The organism is Flavobacterium flevense, from assembly GCF_900142775.1.
Classification (GTDB): domain Bacteria; phylum Bacteroidota; class Bacteroidia; order Flavobacteriales; family Flavobacteriaceae; genus Flavobacterium; species Flavobacterium flevense.
The window spans coordinates 1-26776 of record NZ_FRCC01000018.1 but is presented as its reverse complement, the minus strand read 5'-3'; the positions used below and the strand labels follow the sequence as shown (position 1 = coordinate 26776).

Annotated in this window: 26 protein-coding genes; 17 read left to right on the top strand and 9 right to left on the bottom strand. The window is 32.6% G+C overall.

Annotated elements, in window-relative coordinates:
* Nucleotides 1–1158: type IA DNA topoisomerase (locus BUB89_RS17360; RefSeq protein WP_200806845.1), on the top strand; the 1158-nt coding region annotated here is incomplete at its 5' end.
* Between the two features lie 114 nt (nt 1159–1272).
* On the opposite strand, the gene BUB89_RS17355 is transcribed toward BUB89_RS17360, so the two are convergent.
* Nucleotides 1273–1449, bottom strand: a complete 177-nt coding sequence (locus BUB89_RS17355; protein WP_055091131.1) for a histone H1 — start codon at nt 1447–1449, stop codon at nt 1273–1275.
* Nucleotides 1450–1671: 222 nt separating this feature from the next.
* Here BUB89_RS17355 and BUB89_RS17350 point away from each other — a divergent pair, with 222 nt between their 5' ends.
* From BUB89_RS17350 to BUB89_RS17335, 4 genes are all read left to right on the top strand, one after another.
* Nucleotides 1672–2187, top strand: a complete 516-nt coding sequence (locus BUB89_RS17350; RefSeq protein ID WP_073247439.1) for a hypothetical protein — start codon at nt 1672–1674, stop codon at nt 2185–2187.
* A 2-nt stretch (nt 2188–2189) separates the two neighbouring features.
* Nucleotides 2190–2660 carry a helix-turn-helix transcriptional regulator gene (locus BUB89_RS17345; protein ID WP_073247443.1) on the top strand — a complete coding sequence of 157 codons (471 nt, stop codon included), beginning with the start codon at nt 2190–2192 and terminating at the stop codon, nt 2658–2660.
* A gap of 641 nt (nt 2661–3301) precedes the next feature.
* Nucleotides 3302–4279, top strand: a complete 978-nt coding sequence (locus BUB89_RS17340) for a HamA C-terminal domain-containing protein (protein ID WP_073247437.1) — start codon at nt 3302–3304, stop codon at nt 4277–4279.
* A complete protein-coding gene (locus BUB89_RS17335) occupies nt 4272–6926 on the top strand; it encodes a DEAD/DEAH box helicase (protein WP_073247435.1) in 2655 nt (884 codons plus the stop codon). The genes BUB89_RS17340 and BUB89_RS17335 overlap by 8 nt, the downstream gene beginning before the upstream one ends.
* Before the next feature lie 86 nt (nt 6927–7012).
* On the opposite strand, the gene mobC is transcribed toward BUB89_RS17335, so the two are convergent.
* The 4 genes from mobC to BUB89_RS17315 form a co-directional block, all read right to left on the bottom strand.
* Nucleotides 7013–9013, bottom strand: a complete 2001-nt coding sequence (mobC, locus tag BUB89_RS17330; RefSeq protein WP_073247433.1) for a conjugal transfer protein MobC — start codon at nt 9011–9013, stop codon at nt 7013–7015.
* 118 nt (nt 9014–9131) lie between these two features.
* A complete protein-coding gene (gene mobB, locus BUB89_RS17325; protein ID WP_073247431.1) occupies nt 9132–10448 on the bottom strand; it encodes a conjugal transfer protein MobB in 1317 nt (438 codons plus the stop codon).
* A gap of 2 nt (nt 10449–10450) precedes the next feature.
* Complete coding sequence (gene mobA / locus BUB89_RS17320; protein WP_441316642.1) at nt 10451–10912, bottom strand: conjugal transfer protein MobA; 462 nt, start codon at nt 10910–10912, stop codon at nt 10451–10453.
* Entirely contained in the window at nt 10909–11124 is a 216-nt protein-coding gene (locus tag BUB89_RS17315; RefSeq protein WP_073247429.1) for a hypothetical protein, read from the bottom strand. The genes mobA and BUB89_RS17315 overlap by 4 nt, the downstream gene beginning before the upstream one ends.
* Nucleotides 11125–11562: 438 nt before the next feature.
* On the opposite strand from BUB89_RS17315, the gene BUB89_RS17310 reads away from it, so the two are divergent.
* The 3 genes from BUB89_RS17310 to BUB89_RS17300 are packed head-to-tail and all read left to right on the top strand — an operon-like array spanning nt 11563 to nt 13407.
* Nucleotides 11563–12330 carry a ParA family protein gene (locus tag BUB89_RS17310; protein ID WP_073247427.1) on the top strand — a complete coding sequence of 256 codons (768 nt, stop codon included), beginning with the start codon at nt 11563–11565 and terminating at the stop codon, nt 12328–12330.
* A 3-nt stretch (nt 12331–12333) separates the two neighbouring features.
* Nucleotides 12334–12771 carry a DUF3408 domain-containing protein gene (locus tag BUB89_RS17305; RefSeq protein WP_073247425.1) on the top strand — a complete coding sequence of 146 codons (438 nt, stop codon included), beginning with the start codon at nt 12334–12336 and terminating at the stop codon, nt 12769–12771.
* Nucleotides 12772–12774: 3 nt separating this feature from the next.
* Entirely contained in the window at nt 12775–13407 is a 633-nt protein-coding gene (locus tag BUB89_RS17300; RefSeq protein ID WP_073247423.1) for a conjugal transfer protein TraD, read from the top strand.
* Between the two features lie 152 nt (nt 13408–13559).
* On the opposite strand, the gene BUB89_RS17295 is transcribed toward BUB89_RS17300, so the two are convergent.
* The 4 genes from BUB89_RS17295 to BUB89_RS17280 all read right to left on the bottom strand — a co-directional run bounded on the left by BUB89_RS17295 (nt 13560) and on the right by BUB89_RS17280 (nt 18497).
* The gene (locus tag BUB89_RS17295) at nt 13560–15287 is read right to left on the bottom strand and encodes a hypothetical protein (RefSeq protein WP_073247421.1); all 1728 of its coding nucleotides are present in this window, start codon (nt 15285–15287) and stop codon (nt 13560–13562) included.
* A gap of 3 nt (nt 15288–15290) precedes the next feature.
* A complete protein-coding gene (locus BUB89_RS17290; protein ID WP_073247420.1) occupies nt 15291–17174 on the bottom strand; it encodes a hypothetical protein in 1884 nt (627 codons plus the stop codon).
* Between the two features lie 113 nt (nt 17175–17287).
* The gene (locus BUB89_RS17285; RefSeq protein WP_073247418.1) at nt 17288–17983 is read right to left on the bottom strand and encodes a nucleotidyl transferase AbiEii/AbiGii toxin family protein; all 696 of its coding nucleotides are present in this window, start codon (nt 17981–17983) and stop codon (nt 17288–17290) included.
* Complete coding sequence (locus tag BUB89_RS17280) at nt 17976–18497, bottom strand: hypothetical protein (RefSeq protein ID WP_073247416.1); 522 nt, start codon at nt 18495–18497, stop codon at nt 17976–17978. The genes BUB89_RS17285 and BUB89_RS17280 overlap by 8 nt, the downstream gene beginning before the upstream one ends.
* A 265-nt stretch (nt 18498–18762) precedes the next feature.
* Here BUB89_RS17280 and BUB89_RS17275 point away from each other — a divergent pair, with 265 nt between their 5' ends.
* Genes BUB89_RS17275 through traN form a run of 9 tightly spaced genes read left to right on the top strand, consistent with a single transcriptional unit; the run spans nt 18763 to nt 26742 of the window.
* Entirely contained in the window at nt 18763–19068 is a 306-nt protein-coding gene (locus BUB89_RS17275; protein ID WP_073247414.1) for a DUF4134 domain-containing protein, read from the top strand.
* 11 nt (nt 19069–19079) lie between these two features.
* Entirely contained in the window at nt 19080–19412 is a 333-nt protein-coding gene (locus tag BUB89_RS17270) for a DUF4133 domain-containing protein (protein WP_073247412.1), read from the top strand.
* Complete coding sequence (locus tag BUB89_RS17265; protein ID WP_073247409.1) at nt 19409–21907, top strand: TraG family conjugative transposon ATPase; 2499 nt, start codon at nt 19409–19411, stop codon at nt 21905–21907. Before BUB89_RS17270 ends, BUB89_RS17265 begins: the two co-directional genes overlap by 4 nt.
* Nucleotides 21908–21931: 24 nt before the next feature.
* The gene (locus tag BUB89_RS17260) at nt 21932–22564 is read left to right on the top strand and encodes a DUF4141 domain-containing protein (RefSeq protein WP_073247407.1); all 633 of its coding nucleotides are present in this window, start codon (nt 21932–21934) and stop codon (nt 22562–22564) included.
* Between the two features lie 2 nt (nt 22565–22566).
* Complete coding sequence (gene traJ, locus BUB89_RS17255; protein ID WP_073247404.1) at nt 22567–23559, top strand: conjugative transposon protein TraJ; 993 nt, start codon at nt 22567–22569, stop codon at nt 23557–23559.
* Nucleotides 23560–23578: 19 nt separating this feature from the next.
* Nucleotides 23579–24202, top strand: coding sequence for a conjugative transposon protein TraK (gene traK, locus BUB89_RS17250; RefSeq protein WP_073247402.1), 624 nt, complete (start codon nt 23579–23581; stop codon nt 24200–24202).
* Between the two features lie 11 nt (nt 24203–24213).
* On the top strand, nt 24214–24459 hold the full coding sequence (locus BUB89_RS17245) for a nitrogen regulatory IIA protein (RefSeq protein ID WP_073247400.1): 246 nt from the start codon (nt 24214–24216) through the stop codon (nt 24457–24459).
* A 28-nt stretch (nt 24460–24487) separates the two neighbouring features.
* Nucleotides 24488–25807: a conjugative transposon protein TraM gene (traM, locus tag BUB89_RS17240; protein ID WP_073247397.1), complete on the top strand. Its 1320-nt coding sequence runs from the start codon at nt 24488–24490 to the stop codon at nt 25805–25807.
* Nucleotides 25808–25848: 41 nt separating this feature from the next.
* Complete coding sequence (gene traN / locus BUB89_RS17235; protein WP_234982691.1) at nt 25849–26742, top strand: conjugative transposon protein TraN; 894 nt, start codon at nt 25849–25851, stop codon at nt 26740–26742.
* The last annotated feature ends 34 nt before the right edge of the window (nt 26743–26776 follow it).

Genomic DNA, 26776 nt, shown 5'->3' with positions numbered 1-26776 from the left:
AAGAAATTTATTAGTTATCCGCGTACCGGGAGTAAATATATTCCCGAAGATATTTGGGTAGAAATCCCGCAGTTAATAGGGATATTAGAAGAAATTGATAAGTTTCGAGAAATAGTGCCTAAAATGAAAAGAGGACGTTTGAATAAACGTATCGTTAACGACCTAAAAGTAACCGATCATCATGGTTTACTGATTACTGATAAAATACCTTCGGCTTTAGCTGCAAAAGAGAAAGCCATTTATGAAATGATTGCCTATCGTTTACTCGAAGCAGTCTCTCCTGTTTGTATTAAAGAAATAACGGATATTGTATTACAGGCGGCACATTATGATTTTTTACTAAAAGGATGTAAAATTATTGATGCAGGCTGGAGATTCATTAAGGGAAGTTTTATCGATGAGGATAACAATCCCGTTCAGGATTTACCGGAACTTAAAATAGGAGATGAGCTAAAAATAAAAGAAGCGAAAGTTTTAGGGAAACAAACAAAACCACCAGTTCTTTATACAGAAGCGACTTTGTTAGGAGCGATGGAAAATGCAGCTAATCAGATTGAAAGTAAACAAGAGCGAAAAGCTTTGCGAGGAATAGGAATTGGAACTCCGGCAACAAGAGCAGCTATTATTGACACACTTTTTAAAAGAGAGTATATCAAACGGGATAAGAAGTTTTTACTACCTACAGAAAAAGGATTGAAGGTTTACGAATGGGTAAAAGATAAAAAGATTGCTGATGTTGCTATGACAGCAGAGTGGGAACTAGTTTTACAAAAAATCGAAAATAACGAAGTAGATGTCGCCCTATTTCAAAAAGGGATGGAAGATTATACCAAGACTATCACACAAGAAATACTCGCTTTGTCTGTTGAAAAAGAAAAACAACCCGAACTAATTTGTCCAAGATGTAAAATTCAGAAAGTAGTGATTCGAGATAAATTGGTAAAATGTTCTGCTGAAAACTGTAATTGGGTTCAATTCCGAAATATATGCGGTATAAAGTTAAGCTTTTTAGACTTGGAAACTTTGATAACTAATGGCAAAACCAATCTCCTCAAAGGTATGACCAGTAAATCCGGTAAAAAATTTGATGCTTATATCGAAATGGATAAAAAAGGAGAAACCACTTTTACTTTTCCTGAAAAGAAAAAGAGCAAATAGAGAATTCTTTTGATTCAAAAAAGGTGGTAATTCATTGATTGCTTTCGTTTTTGATCCGAATTATAAAACTAAAAAAAAATGGCTGTTTCAGAGTATGAGACAGCCATTTTGATTTTATTTTTTTGACTCGTTTAAAGAAGTTTTTCTGAATTCTTTTAAAAGCTTTTCTATTTCCAGAGAAGCTTTACGAGCTCTGGTTCCTGCTGCTTTATTTCCTTTTTCTGTTTGTAATTCTGCATCCGATTTGAATGTCTCAAATTCTGTAGCGATTTTTTCAATTAGTTCTTTCATAAGAGATTTATTTTATATCAATTGTAAAAATAGCAATTACTAATGAAATCTAATTTAAACAAAAGAAATTTTCTTCTTTGTTAATATATTAAAACAAATGATTTGAAACATTGAGAGCTTGTTAATCACTGTTTCTCGAGTATCTAAAGAAATTAAAAGGAAGTTAAAATTATACAATATGTATAATTATTTAGTATATTTGTCTAATGAAATTTTGCTTAAATGAATGTAAAAATATTAAAAATAAAAGAAAATGTTTTAGTAGATGCTAAAATTTCAGATTCAAAATTGATAAAAGTAAACCTTCCGTCAGTAGCTGATGGATGGAGATTTAATTTTAATAAGCATTCTAAAAAGAAAGGTTTTGAAACTTATGTTTTGGTATGTGAAGAAACTTCTGAAAAGATTGAAGGGTGTTTAATTTTTGAAATGAAGGAGAAGATTGAACCTTATATGGCTTATGTTGAAATTGCACCTCATAATCAAGGAACGGTAAAAGAATATGATAATGTTGCAGGTTGCTTAATCGCTTATGCCTGTAGGTTAAGTTTCGTAAAAGGTGAGGGGGATTTTGAAGGCTATTTAGCATTTGATGTTTTTGAAGAACATGAAGAAGATGAAATAAAATTGATGGCAGTATATTCAACAAAATATAATGCTTTTAAATTTGGCGACACCTCTATGATTATTCCACCTGTAGGCGGGCAAAAGTTAATTGATGAATTTTTAAATGAATGAATATGAAAACTAAAGAAATTCAAATTGAAGATATTTGGAACGATAAAAAGAGAGAAGATGCTAAGAAAGCTATTTTACTGCATTCTTCTAAACAATCCAAAGAAAGAATATTAACAAATCAATTGCTTTCTATTCAGTATAAATTAGAAGATTATATTCAGAACGAAAGCGATGATGTTGAAGTTTTAAAAGTACTTGATTTTGTTAAAATGTATTTAAAAGTGCTTAAACTTACTAAAAAGGAACTAGCAACGTATTTTGGAATGGAAGATAGCAATCTTCATAAATATTTGACGGGAGTCAGAAAACTGAATGCAGAGTTAGTTTTAAAATTAAGTTGTTTTTCGCACACTAAACCTGAATATTGGTATAGAGTTCAAATAAAGAATGAGTTGATCGAATTAAATAAAGAAAAGAAAAATGTTGAGAAGTATAAAAAATACGATTACCGTAATTTAGTCGAAGCCGTCTAATTTTTTTACTATAAAATACTAGAAGCCCTCAAATGAGGGCTTTTTTAGTTTCTGTAAATTATTAATTTGTGCCCAAAAAGGACAAAATAAGTTTTACCGGATTTGTCCCCTGTATAAAGCCTCGTCATTCCTAGAATCTTGATTTTTAAGACTTTTATTTAAAAATTATAACTTATTGTTTTAGTGTTATTTGTGTTTTGTTTTTATGTTTTTTTGTGATTTTTTCTGTCCTTTTTCATTTGTGACCCTGTAAATATCTTCGTTGAACAAAATCTGAGGACTATTGTAGTATTAATAAAAGTTGGGATAATTTCATGTCACAGCATATTTAAATAAAGATTCTTCAATTTGTAAACATAAAGGACAAAATGAAATTTAACAATAAAATTGAAAAGGTATGACTGATTTAATGATAATAGCTTGTTTAATATTTGCTTTGATTGTGTTTTTTGCCTACTTGCCACCAAAAAGAGCTTACGTTGCAGCGAGATGTTTCAAACTTGTTGCCAGTGCATTCTCAATTAGTAAGATTTGTGATGCTATAATAACTTATTATACAAATAAGAAATAACGTATATTTTTTTTATATATTTATAAGTTATTAAAATATTACATTTTAAAATGATTATAAGCACTTATTTATGAATTGGGAAAAGAAGATACAAATCGACAAGAATTGGGTTCAAAGACATTTGAATCATCATTTTGATAGTAAAGAATTAAAAATTATTGTTCGTGGATATACACCTAAAGTTTCTGGCACAATTTTTTCCTGCTCTTCTATGATTAATGAGCTTGCAATGATGATTCCTGAATATACATTTAGTGAGCATAAAAAAGAAGAAGTAAAAAAGAACCTAGCTAAAACATACGGAGATCAAACTGCTGAAAAATACTATGAGAGAAATATAGCTCAGATGTCTCAAAAATTCTTTGGTAAAAAAAATCCCCAAACTGATGGTAAATATGGAGAACTATTACTTTTTGCTTTAGTTGAAAGTGTATTGAATAGTAAAATGATTGCTCATAAAATCATAAATCTAACAAATTTTAAAGATCAAGTTAAAGGGGGAGACGGTATTTTTTTAGGCGATTACGAGGTTGATGGCAAAAATCAGCCTGCTCTTTTTATCGGAGAATCAAAGGTTCAACAGGATTTTAGTAAAGCTGTTGATGAAGCATTAATTTCATTAAATAGATTTCATGATCCCGTATTTAAATCTGAATTCAATAATACCGAATTTATTGTGGCAAAAGATACCCTAATGATAGATGATAACTATGAAGAATTATATGACCGACTGACTCCTGGAACTACGGAGTATAATAAACAAATTATTGTACATCCCATATTACTAATGTTTAATACTGCAAATATTAATTCTTTTGAAACAAAATCGACTAGCTCTGAACAATTAGAAAGTTTGATTAAATCTTACATGTCCAAAAATATGGAAGTTTATAAAACTAAGATTAATGAAAAACTTAATAATTATGAAGAGATTAAAAAAGTATTTATCGATATTTTTATATTTCCTTTTAATAATATAGATAATTTTAGAAACGGGATGTATTATAATATTCACGGAGTTCCATTTCAATCAGGAGCCAATGAGTAATGCTTTAACAAAAATATATAATCATCAAGTACTTAATAAATTAATAAATGATTTGCTTTTGAATCTATTTTCCAAAAAAATAGGTAATAGCACTTTTTCAGATATTAATGCCGACGAATTAAGAAAATCCATATGGCTAGCTTCAATTTTAGCTAATAGCACAGAAAATATTCATAAAAGAAAAGTACAGCAATTAAGTTCACTAATTTATCTTAATTATCCTGAAAACAAGGAACTCTCAAAAATCTGTTATATCTTATATTCGAGAGTAGGTAATTTGACTGCAACAAAATTTCTAAAGGCAATCTTCGAAGAATATTCAGAAAATCCCCTTGATCAATACTCTATCTTTGACGAAAGTCTAATTTTAGAAAGCGAATTGATTACAAAAAGGATGGAAAGTATTCTAGAAATTGAAGGGAAGGCTTATTTAACAACTGATTTTCAAAAAAAACTGTGGGATAATTTAGTTTTAAAAAACAATATATCAGTATCTGCACCTACTTCCTCTGGTAAGTCATTTATCTTAAAAAAATATATTGAAAATCAATTTAATTTGAATGATGATTATTGCGTAATTTACATTGTTCCTTCAAGAGCATTAATAAATCAAGTTAGTGAAGAATTAAGAATTGATCTTGCAAATGTTGAAATTAAAACTGCTTATATTGAAAATGATCAAGAGTTATTTAAGAAGATTGTATATATCCTGACTCCTGAAAGAGCTATAAAAATTATAAATCTTAAACATGAGATTTTAAAGCCTAATATAATTTTTATTGATGAAATACAAGGAGTAGAAGACGAACAGGGTAGAGGAAATCTCTTTGAATATGTTTTCGGAGAATTTACAAAGCTTTTCCCTAGCAGCAAAATTATTACAGCTGGTCCAAATATTTCAAATCCTAATCTTCTTTTTGAAGAGTTATTTAGTAAAGAAAGCGAGGTTTCTTCAACAGATTTATCACCTGTATTTCAGTTGAAAACGATTCTAAAAATAAATGAAAAAAATATAGAATTTAAATTATATTCAGATCAAAAAACAACACAAACCATTGTAAAAAATATTAACTCATGTAAAAATTTAAAAAAGCTTTATGAGTCTAATAGAGGAAACGGTTTATCAGTTATTATAAAGGAAGTAATTTATAATAATGTTGAAAATAATTTAGTTTATGCTTCAAAAAGTAATTTAGCAGAATCTTGGGCACTTAAATATGCAGACAGCATAGAACAAGAAGATATTGAGCAGGAGTTAAAAGATTTGATTGAATATTTAAAAGAAGATATACATCCACGGTACATTTTGATTAAATGTCTATCTAAAAGAGTTGCTTTTCATCATGGTAAATTATCTGAACTAGCAAGAAAAGAAATTGAGGTATTATTTCAAAAAGGTATTATTAAAACACTTTTTTGTACATCGACGCTTTTGGAAGGTGTAAATATGCCTGCAAATAATCTATTTATTTTAAAACCAGAAAAAAATAATCTTGAACTTTCTAATTTTGAATTTGGAAACCTCATAGGAAGAGCAGGAAGAATTAAGGATTCATTATATGGTACAATCTACTGTATAACAATGGGAAATGAAAATTGGGCTCAGAAATATTATGAGAGTTCCTATTCTAAAGAAGTTGAAACCTCAAGTTCTAAAAGTATTAAACAATTAGATATAAATGATTTAAAAAAAACTGTATTAGAAATTGAAGAAGCAAGAATTAAAAACCTTATAATAAGTCTAAGGCATAAATTTCTTAAAGGAGATTTAAATTTAGAGAGTTTTTTATTGAAAAAGAACTTAGAGGAAAGAGAAATAGCCCGAATAGAGTTTTTAATATCTGAATCTTTAGAGGGTATAAAGGTACCATATAGTATACTAAAACTAAACCCAACTATTGATCCTTTACTTCAGAATGAATTATATCAAAAAATTAAAAAAGATGGGATTACAAAATGGGTGATTAATATTAATTCCAGATTTTCTGAAGGTTATCGTAGAGATGTAGCGGAAACTTTAAATTATGAGAACAATAGTTTTTATTGGCAATTAGATTCGTTAGTATATAGACTCGATCAAATTTTTAATATAACTAAAGACCTTTATTTTAAGGATCATTTGAAGAATATAAATGTTTCAACCATCTGCCAGAATGCAGTTAGTTGGATTGATGGTAGAAGTATAGGCGAATTAATAATAAAAAGAATAAATTATCTCTCAAAAGACGAAAGGATACCGCCAGATAAAAGGATAGATGCCGAAAATGATGGTGATGTAAATACTGTTATAAGGGACGTAATTAACATCAATTCTAAAGCAATAACTTATTCCTTATTAAGATATATTAAGTTGCTTTCTGATATTTTAGACAGCATTTTAACAGATGTCGAAAAGGAGAAATTTAAATTTTCTCAATCATTACCAACTTTTCTTGAATTAGGATCGAAAGAACCAATAGTAATAAAATTAATAACAAGTGGTATGCCGCGGAGTATTGCCTTAAAAGTTTTTGAAATTTTTAAAAAGACAAAGGAATATAGAGAAGAAGTAGACGTTTTTTTATGGCTTAGGAATAATAATTCTATTGATGGATTGAAGTTAGTTTATAATAAATATTTAAAAAGGCAAAAATATTTAAAACAATAATTAGTAGATTTTTTTGAATTATGGAAATGAGATAGATAATTATTAAACTACATAAGAAATTTTAGTTATATGAAGAATAGATCTATTTATTCTTCATGTAACAAATGCTGTAAATCAGGATCATTTTTAATGCGTTCCAATTCACTTTCGATAATTAGAACGATATCCCGTTTTACTTGCCTGTAATTGGCTTCAATTTCGGTTTTCATTTTATCTTCACCATTTTCATCAACGAAAGATAAAATCTCAGGTATCTTTTTATAAGACTTGGTTTCTGAAGCTACTTTTTCATTATCAACTACGATTTCAGAATGGAAAATTTTCTGTTCGATACGTTCGTCAAAGTTATCTGAAACAGCCCCTACAAACATTCCTTGTGTCAATGTGGAAATTTTTGAAGCAGGTATTAGACTGTCTAATTGTGTAGATATAGAGGTTGATTTATCGTTTCGATTGATGGTCATGCTTTGTCGTTTCTGTAGCACTTTTCCAAAACGCTCTGATAAGCTTTTGGCGGTTTCTCCAACAACTTGTCCGCTAAAAATATTACCAACGGTATTTTGTATAACCTTAGCTTCTTTATCTCCGTAATCACGAGTTAATTGAGAATAGTCCTGAAAGCCCAAACAAACCGCTACTTTGTTGCTTCTGGCAGTTGCAATTAGATTATCCAATCCTCTAAAATATATAGTTGGCAATTCATCAATAATAACCGAACTTTTTAGTTGTCCTTTCTTATTAATCAGTTTTATAATTCTCGAATTGTACAAGCCTAGTGCAGCTGAATAGATATTTTGTCTATCCGGATTATTTCCAACACATAGTATTTTAGGTTCATTTGGATTATTGATGTCCAATGAAAAATCATCGCCTGTCATTACCCAATAAAGTTGAGGTGAAATCATTCTGGACAAAGGAATTTTAGCGGATGCGATTTGTCCTTGTAACTGATCTTGTGCACCGCCTTGCCAGGCATCCATAAAAGGAGAAAGGTAATTTTCGAGATCAGGATAAGAAGTAAAGATTGTAAATACATCTACATATTTTTTATTAAGTAACTCAATGGCGTGAGGAAAGGTACAGTACTTTCCATTATCATATATTTTTAAAAACCAGATGATGGCAGCTAACAGAATTATAGGAGATTCCACAAAAAAGTCTCCCTGTTTTTGTATCCAACTTCTGTTAAGATTTAGCATGATGGTATAAGCCGATTCATAAGCATCGGATATATCAGTCATAAAATCTGGATTGATGGGATTGCAACGATGACTTCTTCTTGGGTCATCAAAATTGATAATGTAGAATTTTGGTTTTACGGTATATTTATCAGTATGCTTTAACAAATGGTTATAGGCAATAGTAGAAAGATCATCGAATTTGAAATCATAGATGTACATCGAAAATCCCTTTTCGATATGCTGCTTGATGTAATTATTTATAATAGCATAACTCTTCCCCGATCCGGGTGTACCCAACACAATAGAAGCTCTGAACGGATTTACTACATTAATCCATCCTGCATTCCATTTGCCTTTGTAATAAAATTTGGTGGGAAGATTAACCGAATATTCATTTTCCATTAATTTAGTTTCTTGCATGAAACTTTCATTCTCGTTATTGAATACATCATCCATCAGATTGTTGTTGAGCAAACGGCTAATCCATACACCAGCCATCATCAAAGCAATGTAACCTATCGAGCTTGTCAGGATATATAAAGTGGCTGCTATTCCTGAAGACAATTCTAGTAATGAACTATTGAAAAAGAAAAGTACAAAACCGATAACTAGTGCTGTATAGATTTTAGTCCAGGTAATCTTTTCATTTTTTACTCCTTTTGTTCCCAAACAGCTCAACGCGAGTAAGACTAATGCGAAGAGCTTGGAATATAAAGTATGAGAAAATAAATTTGCTGTCCTTTGAAAATTACCTAATATCTTATTGATGACTTGTAATGTCCAACCTCTTTCTAGAAAAAAGCTATAACAAAACCAGTAAAAGTGCATTAAAACCAGAATGATGCTCACTGCACGCATGAAAGCCATTATTTTGGCTAACCCTCTTAAATCATCTTCTCCTTGCATACTTCGATAAATTAAATGTTTTGTTCAATTTAGTAGGGAAGTAATCTACTTGGAAGAATAAAGAAGTACTTGGCTTTTATTGGATTCATTTGGCGATAAGGTAATAGACGAATACATTTTATTTTTTGTTTCCAGGTCTTCTGCTTTTTTTCTTTTTCTTCATTTTATTAGCAAATAGCTGTTCTTCATAATCCTCTGCTTGTGCTTCTGGTAATAAACCACTAAAGCTTTCTATAAAATCCAAACCAAGATTAGTTTGAGTTGACTGATTTTTATCAAGAAAATCAAAAAGGGCATGAGGTTTTTCGGTTTCTGGTTTTGTATTGTTAGTGCTTTCGGGAAATGTGATCTTTATATTATCATGTATTCCATCTTGGCGTTTTTGAGTGGTTTTTTCATTCCAACAATCATTAAAAATATTAGCAGAAAGGTTTTTACCCAATTGTGATCCGTTCCAAACGCTACGGGATTCATGGTCAATAAATGTGATTCCGTAAATACGTCCTTCGTGATTCCTACGAACTACAGTATTGATACCTTGCTCAAGCAGTTGCTTCTTAAATTCAGGTTCATTGGATGTGGTATGGATGGCAACTTCTATGGTCTTTTTTAGAATTTCTTTTGCTGGTTCTGTTTTCATTCTGTCTTTCGACTGCTCAAAATGTTTTTGTAAAGAATCCAGTCCTGTCTGTTTACCAAAAAGAGATGCTTTGAATGGATTGCTTGCTTTTTCTCCCTGTTCATTCAGAGCAAAATAGACTAATCCTTGTTTGGGTTGTCCGTGTAATTCGCCTTTTACTTCTTCGGTGGTAATATTGAAAAGTGAAAGGAGTGCATTATAAGCCCCTAAATTTTGATAATGATAATACTTTGGTAAATGTCGGACTACCGAGGCTATTTGACTTTTTACATTAGCTGCCCTATAGTCAATTGGTCTGAAAAGTTCCTCTTTTGGATTACGAGATTTTTCCGTTGCAGGTATTAGTTTATATTCTTGTTCCAATGCACGACAAGCATCCATAGAACGCATTTTTTCAAAGTTGTCGGCTAGTTTTTTACCGTTACGATCTACACAGGTTGATACAATATGAATGTGAGCTCGTTCAATATCGGTATGTTTAAAAACTACATAAGGCTGGTCTCCATAGCCCATACGTTCCATATAATCTTTTGCTATTTGTTTGAAATCTTCATCACTTACGTTGTCTCTCGGATCAGGATTGATTGAGATATGCAACACCGGTTTTTCTGTTCGTTTATTTGCAATCAGATAAGGTTCAAATGATTGGTGCAATTGTGGAACTGTATGTTTTCCATCGATAGTTTCTCTTATTCTATGCGTTGCCAATATTGCTCCGTTTTCCTGATCAACTTTGAGTTGATTATAAGAAAGTGCTCCAATGATATTTGTTCCACGACCAATTTTTGCTATCATCTTTATTCATTTTTAATCAAATGTTTTACTTCAAATTCCTCGGTCAACTGTATAATCTCTTGACATAGTTTAGCCAATTCTGTTGTTTGTTTTTCTAATTTAAACAGATATGCTGCTGCTTTTTTTTCCGAAAAATTGCGGTATAATATCTTCACAATCTGATTGTAATTCACACCAACGGCACGAAATTGACCATACAAAGTGGTTAGTCGCATGTAGTAATCCATGGCAGCCATATCAATTTTTACAGTTTTGATTTGCCTTTCAAATAGGATGGAAGTAATAAAATGAGCTTTGTTATCTGCTTCTGAAGCTTCAAAAAGTGATAGGAATTTAGCATTTTCTTCATCCGTTAGCCGAAAAACATAACGATGAATGCTGGGATTCTTTTTGGGATTCCTGCCGCCTTTATGTTGTTTGTTATTCTGTTTTTCATTCATCACTAATCCATTTGTAAATTTCATAAAACACCGACTTCGGAGGGTGTTTTTAGCCCCTGCAAGGGCAAGTTGTTTTGAGGCACGGAATTCATTTCGAGTGCCTCAAAACACAACTTGCTCTGTTCTGGCGAACAGATAATCCGTCCGCCTGTCGGCGGAACAGGATTTAATAAAGCAGGGAAAAACGGCTTAAGGCCGTTCCAGTTCTTATCCAAATATTGATTTAATCTTTCCATCGATTTATCTGATTACTGTTTTTACAAAGTAAATGATTGAATACAGAATCATTATAGTGTGAAGAATAGCCAAGAATTACCAGTTAGTGCCAATTACTACCACGAGAATAAAAGCAAATACATAGCTGCATTTCTTTGTACTTATAAATAGACATAAGGACATAGTTAGCTATGCAGGTAACAACGTACTTACGCAAATAGAAATGTAGAAAAGTACAGTTATACAAATTTAGATAGGTGTATAAGTAAGTTGATAAATGCCTATTTATCTACATGCAGTTATAAAGGCATATTCTAATACCTAAATAGCTTGTTAAGTACTTGCCTATCTATATAATGCTGTACATAGAGATAAACTTATATGCGGTAATGAATAAATAACTACTGATATAAATACTTGAGTAATTGGATAGATAAATAATTTTAAAACCGTTTAATATGAATGCAAAACACAAAACAATATTTATAGCCTTTTCTTCTCAAAAGGGCGGTGTTGGAAAAAGTACATTTACAACTCTTATTGCCAGTACGATGCACTATCGACTAGGCTACAATGTTGCTGTATTTGATGCCGATTTTCCACAACACAGTTTAATGAAAATGAAATCCCGTGATCTGGCTATGGTAATGGAAAATGAGCATTTGAAAAAGTTGGCGTACAAACAATTTACCACCATTAACAAAAAAGCCTATCCCATTATGCAACACAAGGCAGAAAGTGTATTGGAAGCAGCTCACGAATTTTTAAATAGTTCTTCAGTACCTATTGATGTTATATTTTTTGACCTTCCAGGAACGGTAAATACTCCCGGAATACTCAAAGCATTGGCAGGAATGCACCACATTTTCACGCCTATTACAGCAGATCGTTTGGTAATGGAAAGTACGCTCGTTTTTACCCAGCTTTTGCAGGATGTGATTATGAAAAAAGGGGCGACTTCCATAGAAACCATTAATCTATTTTGGAATCAGGTCGATGGCAGGGAAAGTACTCCCTTATATAACGTTTATAACCAACTTATAGAACAATTGGGGTTAAGCCTGATGCAAAGCCAAATCAAGAATAGCACTCGTTTTCGTAAAGAAAGCGAAGAGAATAGCAAAACCGTATTTCGCTCTACGGTTATGCCACCAGATGAACGTTTGATGAAGGCTTGTCAGTTAGATTCATTTATAAATGAATTTTTAAAAATCATTCAATTATAGTTTATGGAGAAAGATAATAAGAGAAAAGTGGCTACTGAAATTAACGAGGAGTTGATGATGAACCTGATGGTGGATGGTATTAAAAAGGAAGGCTTACAGTTGCCATCAGAACCGACCGAAGAACTACATAAGGAAGTTCCTAAGCCTATAGAATTATCACCTGCGAAATCAGAAATTAAAGAAAAGACCAGAACCAAAAAGACCAGTGAACTGGATTACGAAAGCATTTTTTTTAAAAGACCGGATACCAATGCCCGTGATGGAAAAACGGTATATATCAGACCTGATTTTCACGAAAAACTGTCCCGAATTGTTCAGGTAATTGGCAAAGACAAAATAACTATTTATGCTTATTTAGATAATTTGTTGAATTACCATTTTCAGGAATTTGGAGAGCAAATAACTAAGAGTTTTAATGATAAGTACAAACCTATTTTATAAGTTATGGAAATAGTAATTGTGATATGTTTACTGATTGTAATAGTTCTGCTTTTGCAGGATAAGATTGTTATCAAGATAGGAGTGGAGCAAAAGCCAACACAGAAAAAAAATAATCCAAAGCTACTCGATATTATGGGGCAGCCCAAAACTCAAAGAAGCCTTTCAGTGTCAAACAATGCCAATGAAAGTCAAAAGAAAAAGCAGGAAGATAAAACGGATAATTTTGACATTGAAATTGATGATCCAGATATTGATAAGCAAATTCCGCAGGAAGAGCTGGACGAAGTTTTAAGAAATATACCTGATTTTGAGGACGAGGCAGAAGAATGGAATAGTTATGGAATATCAGATGGTGATAACGGTTTTGCCCAAGGCGTTACCTTTGAAGAACTAAGCTCCGTTGGGATGCTGCTGCAAAAAGAAAAATTGGAGCCGTATCAAAAGGAAAAAGCAATTGGCATAGTTCAGAAAATACAAGGAACCGAATTATTTGACCTACTGGAAAATTCTATGGAAAGTGCCTCCCGTAAAATAGCCGAGTTATTGGACGGTAGCCTTTCTTCTGAAATAGAAACCAGTTCTTCCACTTTGCGGAAAAATGATTTAGAGGATTTTGATATTGGGGAGTTTGTGTGAGCAAGCTCCTTTTTTTGTTTTTGATTGTGAAAAGGATAGTAATTAGGGACTTATTGCAAATTGGAACGTAATAGTACTACTTTTGTTGGGGATTCTGAAAGTAATGTTAGTTTGGAAATGTTTATTTTTTGAAGTTTAAGTGAACACAATATTTATGATATAATTAAATTTCTCCATTTATCTGGAAAGAAAGGAGTTTGAAAATAATTATGAGCCAAATCTTTTAAGAAAGGATATCCTGCTTGATCAGTACGATAATTATAATCAAATTCAGTTTTCTTATTTTCTATCTTTTTTTTGAAATCTTCAAAATTTAAATCGTTATCAAAATGTTTGGTTAATCTTGTTTCTGATTGGTAACCATCTCTAAAGGATTTTGAAAACAATTGTTCCTCCAAATCATTTTCTTTGTCTTTGATTAAATGTTTAGAAGTCGAATTTATTCCATGGTGAGGAATAAATAATCCTAAATCAATTTTATTTTTAATAATAAATTCTTTTATGACATTATATTCTTCTTTCATATCTAATAGTGCAATATATTCTATTAGAACCGTTAAAAGAGGAGAGGTACTGTCTGAAAAATAAACAGGTTTGATTCCTGTAACAGTGAATCTAATTACATTTTCAATACTATTATTTGCATCAGGAATAAAGTCGAAATTTTCTTTCGCATATTTAATTTGCCCCAAAACTAATTTTAAATAATTTTTTGCATTTTGTAATTCTCCGAAATCAATAAATAAATTGAGAATGCTAATTATAGCTGATGAATGAATGTCTATAAGGGGTCTAGAAGAAACACTATTTTGATTAATAATATTTACTAGTTGAAGATGCATACTTTTATCATTGATTTTTTTATTATAAAACCTTTCTGCATTCAGCATAAAGCAAAAATATTCCAAATATTCAAAAGTCCTTTTTGTATATCCAATTTGCTCATATCTTCCGGAATGCTCAGAAAACAGGCCGTCTTTTAGATTGGCAATAGGAATTGTTCTTTGAAAATATTCTAATAATACTTTATAATATAAATTAAAAACCTGATCAAAATATATTGTTACAGCTTTGTCGTTTTCTAAATTGTTCTTCAAAATCCAGTACCAGAATTTTATCACTAAATGAGTTAAATATCTTTTTGCGATTTCAAGATTGTTGTATTCTTTCGATTCGGTGTAAATAATAAAGCCTATAAGCTTAAAAGTTTCGAATAGTAGTTGCCATCTTCGAGAAATTTTTTTCGATTTTTTCCATTTCTCTTTTGAAAGTATTACTTCCAATAAATCTACGAAATCTGATGTTATCCCATCATTTGTATCTAAATTAACTAAAACTCTGTTGAATAATTTAGTTGTTTTTGGATCTACCAGTAAGTATACTCCAAAAAGTTTTTCAGAAAACAGAAGAGTCAGGCGTGAAATATCCCAACGATCAAAAGAAGTGTTTTTTAAGTTTTCTTGTGTCTTCAAAAATAAACTTTCTAAAGTTCTTTGTACATTTCCCTTAATTATACCATTATGAACAATAACGATTTTTAATGGCAATTGGTTAAATTCAGGAAAAGCTGATATAAAATCATTATAACTTGCTTGAATTATAGAATCATGAATCCCGTCCTTTCCATAAAAGTTTCCATCGGTTATGTCTCTATCTGTACCACCTTTTAACTCAAAATAAAATCTTTTTTTAACACCATCTTCATCAAAACCTATAGCTACTATATCTTTTCCATACTCGGGTAATCCTATATACTCTGTCGGTTTGGATAAAATAGTATATCCCATAGATTCTAATAGGATAGGGAAAATTCTATTTAGTTCATTTTTTTCAGTTAACGATTCTAAGTACTCTTTGATAATGATGTTTTTTATATCCATTTCTTAGAAATTTTCAAGATTTTGTTCATAAACCGTAGGATTTTTATAAGCTCGTGTATCTACCATCATGCTAGATTCAATTAGTCCTAAAGGTAAGATTTCTTCTGAATCTTCATTTTTCCATGCTCTACCTCTGACAATTATCATATTTTTACACATAGACAAAAATGAGTTCTCATCCATATTAATGTTTTTCATCATTTTTGCTTGATTTTCATGTTCTAGACGATAGTATAGATCCATTAGATTTCTTTCGTTTTCTCTAGGATTTAAGTCGTTAATTTTTGCCTTAAATTCACGCATTTTACAATATTCTTCGAAAGCCTTTTGTAAAGGAATTAGAAAATCTTTGTCCTTTTTTGAGTTGGTTAAATTTTTTTTTATTAGATTAAGTAGTGATTCGTGGTAAACCTCAAAGATTAATTCAGCTAACTTAGTCTGTAAATAGTCTTTTACTTCTTTAAAATTAGACTCCTTTAATTTCAATAATAGAGGAAGTAAATTGTCGATGGAATGAGGATAATTGCAAATACTATCTATTGCAAATAATTGAGATTCCTTTTTCGATAACTTTAATAGATTCACTCGATAAATTCCAGAATGAGTAGAAAGAATTATTTTGACAGCCAATAAACTGTAACTTCTGATGTTAAATAAATCTAAAATTAGTTCTTCTGTTTCTTCTTTGTTTGTGTCTGAAAAATGATTTAGTGAATTCTTAAACAAATCTATTGACCCTCTAAATCCAGAAGCATCATAATTTCGAATTAGTATATCAAAAAGATATTGTGGGTTTTTGAAATTATGAAAAAAATATTTTATTACACTGAAATTCTTTGTGTTGTTTAGATAAATATTTAATAGTCTATATTTTTCATACTCATGATTGTCTAAATTATATTGAACATTTTGAAAAACTGTATTGGCTATATTATGATCTTCAGACTTCAATAACTCCAAAATCTCGATAATACATTTTTTCTTAATTTCTGATGATGTTTTATCATTTTCAATCAACATACAAAAGAGTAAGCTTTTTAAATGAACTGTTTCAATATTTATAGATTCAATGAGACTGATATTTTCAAACAGTTCCTTTATTTCGGAACTTGTATTTATTACAAAACCACTAAATGATTTCATTGCCATGTTGTTGTTCTTCGCTAACAATTTTTTAGCATTATTGAAAGCCTCGGTATGGCCAGAATTATAAAGACCAATCAGCAAATTAGGTATAAAGTTGTAATAACTTATTGTATCACTTTCAATGATGTAATTATAAAGTTGTGTTGCATATTTGCTGTTGGTTTCTCCTAATTGATTTAAAAATCTATTTGTATAATTTGTAGGGTGCTTTTCACTATTGTTATATTCAACACAGGATTTTAAAATTATTTCTTCGTTAAAATTTGAAACTAACAAAAATTGAAAATATAGTTCTACAAAATCAGAACGATTCTTTCTCTTTTGCTTTTTATCATTTATAAATTCAACGTAGAAATCATAAATAGAAAATCGATTATTTAGAATTGTAAGAGTAAACACCTTCAGTCCATTAATCAAATTACGAAACTCATTACTTAAAGTCTCTACTTGATATCTCTTTTTTAGGATGTTTTCAAAATCATCTACAAAAAGTAATGCATTAATAATGTCGTCAGGTAGTTTGGTATTTAATTCTGTTTCAGCAATACTTAGTAGTATTTCATTAAATAAAATAGAATCAAAATTGATTTCAAGATATTGAGAAACTTTATTTGTTATTTTTAAAATTTGATGTTCTACAAAAATATTATAATCTGGTATTTCTGAAAAATCATATTCCTTTTTTCTGTTCTCAAAGGTATAATTTATCAAATCTGTTATTTTTTCACTATTTTCATTCATAGTTAATCCTTTTACAAAAATCATTAATTTATACGATTTTTTTCTCCATCATTTTTGGAAACAATGGCATAATAAAATCATTAAAAAAAACTCATCAATATCTTATTTGTGACTTATGTGGTTTTTATTATTCTCTCTATTTTCTCCATCAACATTTGAAATCGTTCCTCTCTAATTAACGGATGGATGTGCATGGCTAAAATTTCGTTAGCTTGTGGATGGTTTTTAATAGCTGTAAGTTCTTGCTTTATGTATTGCTTCAAATCGGCTTCACTCGATAGAATTTCTTCGACTATTGTTGTTCTATTGTCAATCAAATAGATGATATCTTCATAGTCGTGGCTTCCGTAAAAGTCATTTTGTCCTCGGTCTTTGAACGCTTCCAATTTGGTAGCCAGAAAATAAGGTGATGGTAACACGTTGATCTTAATTCCTTCTGGTAATTCTATTTGTTGCAGGTATTTAAATCCCGGCTTATACCATTTATTTGATATTCCAATACTACTGTCATCGGCAGGCATAATGTCTATAGCAATATTTTCAAACTGATACGAACAGATGGATTGTTCTTGAGAATCCGGATAGAAATTAAGTTCAGCTAATCGTTCCTGCATTTGTGTCCATTCATAATAATTAGCTAAATTAATGGTCATGTCTATATCAGAAGTGGGACGAATTTCTTCTGCAGCCGGATCATCTGTATATAAGCTAATTACTGCTCCTCCAATGAAGACCATCTTTTCATTTAATTCCTTTAAACCTTTCGCCACCTGAGCTACTAATGCCAGATTGATTACTTTATTATGCATTCAGTATTCTTTTTTCTAATTCTCGTTTTGCTATTTCTTTTTCTCTTACTCTTCCCACTCTAATGGCATCCACTAAAGTTAATAATTCGTATAAATCGGTGTCTTTTAATGAAGCTGTTACAAGAGTAGGGTATAAAGGTTCTACTGCCTGACCACGGTCTAATCCTTTTGCATAAGGCCAAACATATTTATCAGTTGCCTGAATGATTTTATTTAACGGTTCCGCTGAATGAGCGGTTAAGATTCCTCTAACTAATGCCCCCGGTTGTTGTGGAAAAGCGTAGCTTACACCATGAATTAAAAATTCGTTAAAAGCAATTCTGTTCACTTTTTTTCTGCCATCATCAATTAGTCCCGCATATTTGGAACGGTTTAAAGACTGGCTTACTTCAGATTGACTCATACCTAATTCCTGAGCAATAGTATGGTGAAACCAAGATTTTTCACCTAATGCAATTATTTTTAACAAAATTACAATGTCTTGTGGTTTGAGATTATTTTTTGCTTGTGTCATTCTGATATTTCATATTGCGATATGCAATATTAACTATAAATTTTATAATAAACAATCTTTTGCGATGTAATATTGCATATTGCGATTTGCGATATTGAAACATTAGATATAGTGATTTTATTGTCATAAAGTAAATTATCACGTCTTCTTCTGCCAAATAACTCCACTTAAGGACAACTCATCAATAGGTTCCTATTTCCATTAGACATTTGTTCCAAAATCCTGCAACGAGCAGGAATGTCTAACAAATTAATTCATTTAAATCATGGAAAAACAAAGGAAAAAATTTTTGCTGACGACTATGTCTATATTGTCAGCTTTTGGTGTGTTCGCGCAGGGTAATGGCGCAGCAGGAATCAACGAGGCAACTCAAATGGTAACCTCATATTTTGATCCCGCCACCCAGCTTATCTACGCCATCGGAGCAGTAGTTGGTCTTATCGGAGGAGTCAAAGTGTACAACAAATTCAGTAGCGGTGATCCCGATACCAGCAAGACTGCAGCGAGCTGGTTTGGAGCCTGTATCTTCCTGATTGTATCAGCTACAATTTTACGTTCCTTCTTCCTCTAATCTTTTGTCTGATGAGTACTTACAACATCAACAAAGGCATTGGGAGAACGGTAGAGTTTAAGGGTTTGAAAGCACAATACCTGTTCATTTTCGCTGGTGGATTGCTCGGGATTCTTATTCTGGTAATGATACTTTATATGATTGGAGTCAATTCCTATATCTGTCTTTTTCTGGGAGCTGGAGGTACTTTACTAATCGTGTGGCAGACTTTCTCCCTAAATAAAAAGTATGGAGAACATGGATTGATGAAAATAAGTGCCAATAAACGGCATCCTCATTACATCATTTGTCGTAAGCGGGTACACCGTTATTTCAAGTTCAAAACTAAATCCAATTACACATGAGGAATAAATCAAGAGTGACAACATTGGAAAGTAAGTTTCCATTGTTAGCGGTAGAAAATAATTGCATTATATCAAAGGATGCAGATATTACAGCTTGTTTTCGTGTAGAACTTCCAGAGCTTTTCACGGTTGCTTCTGCGGAATATGAAGCTATTCATTCCGCTTGGCATAAGGCTATCAAGACTTTGCCTGATTTTACCGTGATACACAAACAGGATTGGTATATCAAAGAAAATTACGCTCCTGAAATTGCTCAGGAAGATTTAAGTTTTTTAGCAAAATCCTACCAACAGCACTTTAATGAACGCCCGTTTCTGAATCACTATTGCTATTTATTTCTCACGAAAACGACTAAAGAACGTATGCGAATGGAGAGTAATTTCTCTTCGCTTTGCAAAGGGGTACTTATTCCAAAAGAAATAAGGGATAAAGAAACCATTCATCGTTTTATGGAATCCGTAACACAGTTTGAACGAATTATAAATGACAGTGGTTTTGTAAAACTGGAACGATTAAGTGAAGAGGATATCATTGGAACAGATGAGAAGCAAGGAGTATTGGAACAATACCTGACGCTTTCAAGGGAAGCAGGAACTCCCATGCAAGACATTGCTCTGGGAGCGGAAGAAGTGCGCATTGGAAACAAAAGACTTTGCCTCCATACCTTGTCAGATACAGATGATTTACCGGGAACAGTTTCAGCAGATACCCGTTATGAAAAACTCTCCACCGACAGAAGTGATTGTCTTTTGTCTTTTGCCGCACCGGTAGGATTACTGTTGAGTTGCAATCACATCTACAACCAGTATCTTTTTCTCGATAACAGCGAAGAGAACCTGCGTAAGTTTGAGAAATCAGCAAGAAATATGCATTCGTTGGCACGTTACAGCAGAGCGAACCAAATCAATAAGGAATGGATAGAACGGTATTTGAACGAAGCGCATTCTTTCGGGCTTTCATCTATTCGGGCTCATTTCAATGTGATGGCTTGGTCAGAAGATCCTGCAGAACTTAAACAGATAAAGACTGATACAGGTAGTGCTTTGGCACTGATGGAATGCAAACCAAGGCACAACACTACAGATGTAGCCACACTCTACTGGGCAGGAATGCCAGGGAATGCAGGAGATTTTCCGAGTGAAGAAAGCTTTTATACCTTCATAGAACCAGCTTTGTGTTTTTTTACAGAGGAAACCAATTATCAGAGTTCATCTTCACCTTTTGGAATTAAGATGGCTGACCGGCTGACCGGGAAACCTATTCATTTGGATATCTCCGATTTGCCAATGAAGCGTGGCATTATCACCAATAGAAATAAGTTCATCCTTGGACCTTCAGGTTCAGGAAAGTCATTTTTTACCAATCACATGGTCAGACAATATTACGAGCAAGGTGCTCATGTATTGCTTGTAGATACAGGGAATTCTTATCAGGGATTATGCGAACTCATCAAAGGGAAAACAAAAGGGGAGGACGGCGTTTATTTCACTTATACAGAAGACAATCCTATTGCCTTTAATCCTTTTTATACCGATGATGGTGTCTTCGACATTGAGAAAAGAGAAAGTATCAAAACGTTGATATTAACCTTATGGAAACGTGATGATGAACCGCCAACCCGTTCAGAAGAAGTAGCATTGTCTAATGCCGTGAGTGGTTACATCGAACGGATCAAACAAGAGAATGAATTTCCTTCGTTCAATGGGTTTTATGAATATGTGAAGGTTGATTATAGAAAGGTCTTAAAAGAAAAACAGGTACGGGAAAAAGACTTTGACCTTGCGAACTTCCTCAATGTATTAGAGCCTTATTACAAAGGAGGTGAATACGATTATCTATTGAATTCGGATAAGCAACTGGATTTACTTAGCAAGCGATTTATTGTGTTTGAAATTGATGCTATCAAGGATCATAAAATTCTTTTTCCAATTGTAACCATCATCATAATGGAGGTTTTTATCAATAAAATGCGTCGCTTGAAAGGAGTACGAAAGTTAATCCTTATTGAAGAAGCCTGGAAAGCTATTGCAAAAGAAGGTATGGCGGAATACATCAAGTACCTTTTTAAAACGGTAAGAAAGTTTTTTGGAGAAGCCATAGTAGTAACTCAAGAGGTAGATGACATTATTCAATCACCCATTGTAAAGGAAAGCATTATCAATAATTCCGATTGTAAAATACTGTTGGATCAGCGTAAATACATGAACAAATTTGATGAGATACAAGCCATGCTTGGTCTCACTGAAAAAGAAAAAGCACAGGTACTTTCCATCAACATGAATAACGATCCCAAACGATTATATAAAGAAGTTTGGATTGGGTTGGGAGGTACGCATTCGGCAGTATATGCTACAGAAGTGAGTTTAGAGGAATACTTGGCTTACACCACAGAAGAAACTGAAAAGTTGGAAGTGATGCGTCTTGCTGGAGAACTGGATGGAAATGTAGAACAGGCTATCAAACGGATAGTCCTTCAGAAAAAAGAAAACAAATAATAATCATTTTAAAAATTAAAGACAATGAAAAAGTTAATGTTCATGGTGTGTACAGCGTTGCTATTTGCTGTCGCACCAACAGCGAAAGCACAATGGGTGGTAACAGATCCGTCTAATTTGGCTCAGGGGATTGTAAATACAGCGAGACAGATTGTACAGACTTCTACCACAGCGACCAATATGATTAACAACTTTAAGGAAGTACAAAAAGTGTACAATCAGGGAAAAGAATATTATGACAAGCTAAAGGCTGTAAATAATCTGGTAAAAGATGCCCGAAAAGTACAACAGACCGTACTACTTGTAGGGGATGTTTCTGAGATTTATGTAAAGAATTTTGGAAAAATGATGAACGATCCTAATTTCAATGCACAGGAACTTTCAGCAATAGCTAATGGATACTCTGTCTTATTGAATGAGAGTGTATCACTTCTGAAAGAACTTAAACAAATTGTAAATGCTTCCACTTTGTCATTGAATGATAAAGAGCGTATGGATATTATTGACGGTGTTTATAAGGAAGTAAAAGAGTACCACAATCTCGTTCGTTACTTCACAAACAAAAATATTTCAGTCAGCTATCTCAGAGCTAAAAAAGCGAATAACAGCAAAAGAGTATTGGATCTTTATGGAACTGCTGACCAAAAATATTGGTAATCATGGAATTCAGTAACCTTCATGAAGTACTACGCACCCTCTATGATGAGATGATGCCATTATCGGCTGATATGGCAGCAGTAGCTAAAAGTCTGGCAGGATTAGGTGCATTATTTTATGTCGCTTTAAAGGTGTGGCAGGCATTAAGCAGTGCAGAACCTATAGATGTCTTTCCGCTTCTTAGACCTTTTGCTTTGGGACTTTGCATTATGTTTTTTCCAACTATGGTGTTAGGTACTCTCAATGCAGTATTGAGTCCTGTGGTAAAAGGGACACATAGTATATTAGAAAATCAAGTTTTGGATTTGAATGCCTTGCAGCAGCAAAAAGACCAACTAGAAAGAGAAGCCATACTTCGCAACCCTGAAACTGCTTATCTGGTTTCGGATGAAGAGTTCGATAAAAAACTTGATGAATTGGGTTGGTCACCTTCAGATTTAGTTACCATGTCTGGAATGTACATGGAAAGGGAAATGTACGGTGTCAAAAAGGAAATTCGTGATGGTTTTCGGGAGTTTTTGGAAATACTGTTTCAGGCGGCTGCACTAGTCATTGATACCATACGGACTTTCTTTCTGATTGTATTGTCCATATTAGGCCCGATAGCTTTTGCTATTTCTGTTTGGGACGGATTTCAGTCCACACTAACGCAATGGTTAACCAGATATATCAGTGTCTATCTGTGGCTTCCTGTTGCTGATCTTTTTAGTGCGATGTTGTCCAAGATACAATCGTTAATACTACAGAAGGATATCGAGAGTTTGTCAGATCCTAATTTTATTCCAGATTCATCCAATACGGTGTACATCATTTTTATGATTATTGGCATCATTGGATATTTCACTATTCCTACCGTAACGGGTTGGATAATTCAGGCTGGGGGAGCAGGTAATTTTATGCGAAATGTAAACCAAACCACTACAAAAACAGGAAATATCGTAGGGGCTGGTACAGGAGCAGTTGCGGGCAATATTGGAGGCAGATTAATGAAGTAATAATATTAAATAGCAGTAAATGGAATTTAAAACCTTAAGAAATATTGAAAACAGTTTCAGGCAAATCAGATTGTATGCCATTGTATTTGCATTGTTATGTATTGGAGTAACCGGATATGCAGTTTGGCAATCCTACCACTTTGCAGAATTGCAAAGACAAAAGGTGTATGTTTTAGATAATGGTAAATCGTTAATGTTAGCTTTGGCTCAGGATGCTTCTATCAATCGACCCGTTGAAGCCAGGGAACACGTTAGACGTTTTCACGAACTTTTCTTTACTCTGGCACCCGACAAAGATGCTATCGAAAGCAATATGAAAAGAGCCTTTAATCTCGCAGACAAAAGTGCTTTTGATTATTACAAAGACCTCTCTGAAAAAGGATATTACAATCGAATTATTTCAGGGAATGTGCAACAGCGTACAGAAATAGATAGTGTGGTATGCAACTTCGACAACTATCCTTATGCTGTAAGAACTTATGCCAAGCAGTTTATAATAAGATCCAGTAATGTAACCAAGCGTAATCTGGTAACCTCCTGCTACCTAGTGAATTCAGTTCGTTCGGATAACAATCCACAAGGCTTCAACATAGAAAAGTTCAATGTAATAGCCAATAATGATATCGAAATTATGGAACGTTAAAAATAGCTAAGATGAAAAAACTAAGAGTAAGCATGGATACTTGGTTTAATAAGTTAGATATGCAATGGCGAGCACTTCCTGTGCAGCAACAGTACAATTATCTTTTATACTGTTTTCTTGGGTATCTGATTCTAACTATAGCTGTTATTCTAAAAGTTTGGTATGATACAGGGAAATCCGATTCAAGACTGGTTATCGAGCATATTGAAAATCCAGTTGTCAAAAAGAAAGAATCCGCTATATCGATCCAGGATTAATTGTTAAAAATCATAAAAGATAAAAGTCATGAAAGAAAATGAAAATAAAAAAAATACCGTCTTTGTTACAGATGGTACTCAAAATAATTCTTCGGATGTAATATTAGAAAGTAGTCTGAATAAAGGTGATAAATTTAAAAAGCCAATCATCTTTGCGTTGATGGGGATTGTATTTCTGGGATGTATGTATCTAATATTTAAACCATCTGAGAATAGGAAAAAGACAGAAGATGTAGGTCTCAATGATTCGGTTCCTGAAGCTACTGATAATGGTTTGCAGGATGATAAGGAAAAAGCCTATGAGGAGGCAATGTTGGAGCAAAAGAATCTGGAAAAACGTAAATCATTATTGTCTCTTTCTGATTATTGGAAAGAAGACGATATTGATAGTACAACTCCAGTTCTTTCAGAAGATGGGGATGAAGCTTCGAATAGTATAGAAGGAAACACAAATCCTTCTTTAGATAGTTATCGTAATGCACAAAATGCAGTAGGTACTTTTTATCAGAATGATAATTCGGAGACATTACAACTGCGTAAACAACTGGATGAGCTAAAAGAACAATTGGCTAAAAAGAATGATGTACCAATTGATCCTGTGGAAAGTCAATTGGAATTGATGGAGAAATCCTATCAGATGGCTGCAAAATACCTTCCAATAAATGCGGTTTCAGGGGAGCATCCAAAGGAACAAAAAATAGCACTTTCTGGTTCATCAAACCAAAAAGAAACTTTTGTTGCATTTGTTCCTGCCAGTAAAAATGTCGTTTCTTCTTTATATAGAGTACCCACGGATAGCATATTTATAGCTAATTGGAGCGAAAATCGTAACCGTGGATTTTATACCGTAGGGAAAACAGAACAGCAAATACAGCCCAAAAATAGTATCCGTGCTGTTGTACAACAAACACAGCTGCTAACGGAGGAGAGTAGTGTACGTTTGCGTTTACTAGAACCTGCCAAAATAGGAAATCATATTATTCCGCAAGGGACAGTATGGATTGCCAATTCAAAATTCCAACAAGGACGTCTCCAAATGAAAATTACTTCGATAGAACAGCATGGCAATATTATTCCAGTTGATATTATAGTGTATGGACTGGATGGGCAAGAAGGTTTGTTTGTGCCTTATTCTCCCGAAATGAGTGCTTTCAAAGAAATGGCTGCTAATATGGGACAGACTTCAGGAAGCAGTATTATGATGACAAATTCTGCTGGACAACAGATAGCAGGCGATTTGAGCCGTGGACTTGTACAGGGCGTTTCTGGATATTTTTCTAAAAAAATGAGAACTCCAAAAGTAACACTCAAAGCAGGACATCAAGTATTTCTTGTTTCTAAAAAATAAATATTCAATTCTTTAAACTTTAATACAATATGAAAACAACGATGAAAAACATACTAATAGTATTGGTTTTAGTATTAGGCTATGCTACTCCATTTCAGGCACAACAAACTGTTCGCAGTATCACAAAGTTGGACTTGGGAAAAATAGAACTCTACCAAATAGAAGTAACTTACAGTAAAACTTCGCACTTGATATTTCCTGCTGCTATCCGCTACGTAGATTTGGGAAGTGATTATTTGGTTGCAGCCAAGGCGGAAGATGCAGAAAATGTATTACGAGTAAAGGCAGCAGTTCGCAATTTTGATGAAGAAACTAATTTTTCAGTAATTACCGAGGATGGACGTTTTTATAATTTCAATGTAATTTTCAACGCTTTTCCAGTTAATCTGAATTATAATCTTTTGGAAATGCAAAAGGGGATAAGTAGGGAGAACGGTAATGATGTCCTTTTTGAGGAATTAGGAAAAAATGCTCCATCATTAGTAGGTGAGTTGATGGAAACGATTTATAAAAAAGACAAACAACTTATAAGAAATATTGAGACTAAGAGTTTTGGGATTCAATTTTCATTAAAAGGAATCTATATCCATGACGATAAATTCTATTTCCATACCGAGGTTAGTAATCTTACCAATGTGCCGTTCCGAATTGATTTTATTGATTTCAAAGTAGTAGATAAAAAGCTGGCTAAACGTACTGTAATACAAGAAAGAATGTTAACTCCATTGCGAATATATAAACCGCTGGATGAAATTATAGGTAATACAATAGAGCGAAATGTATTTCTGTTGGATCTATTTACTATTGCCAATGACAAAGTACTCCTTATAGAAATTTTCGAAAAAAACGGTGGAAGACATCAGGTATTAGAAATTGAAAATTCTGATTTGGTTAAAGCAAAGCTTATCAAGGATATGAAGTTAAAGATTAATTGATTTTAAAAGAAAACATAAAAGGGGCTGTTTCACC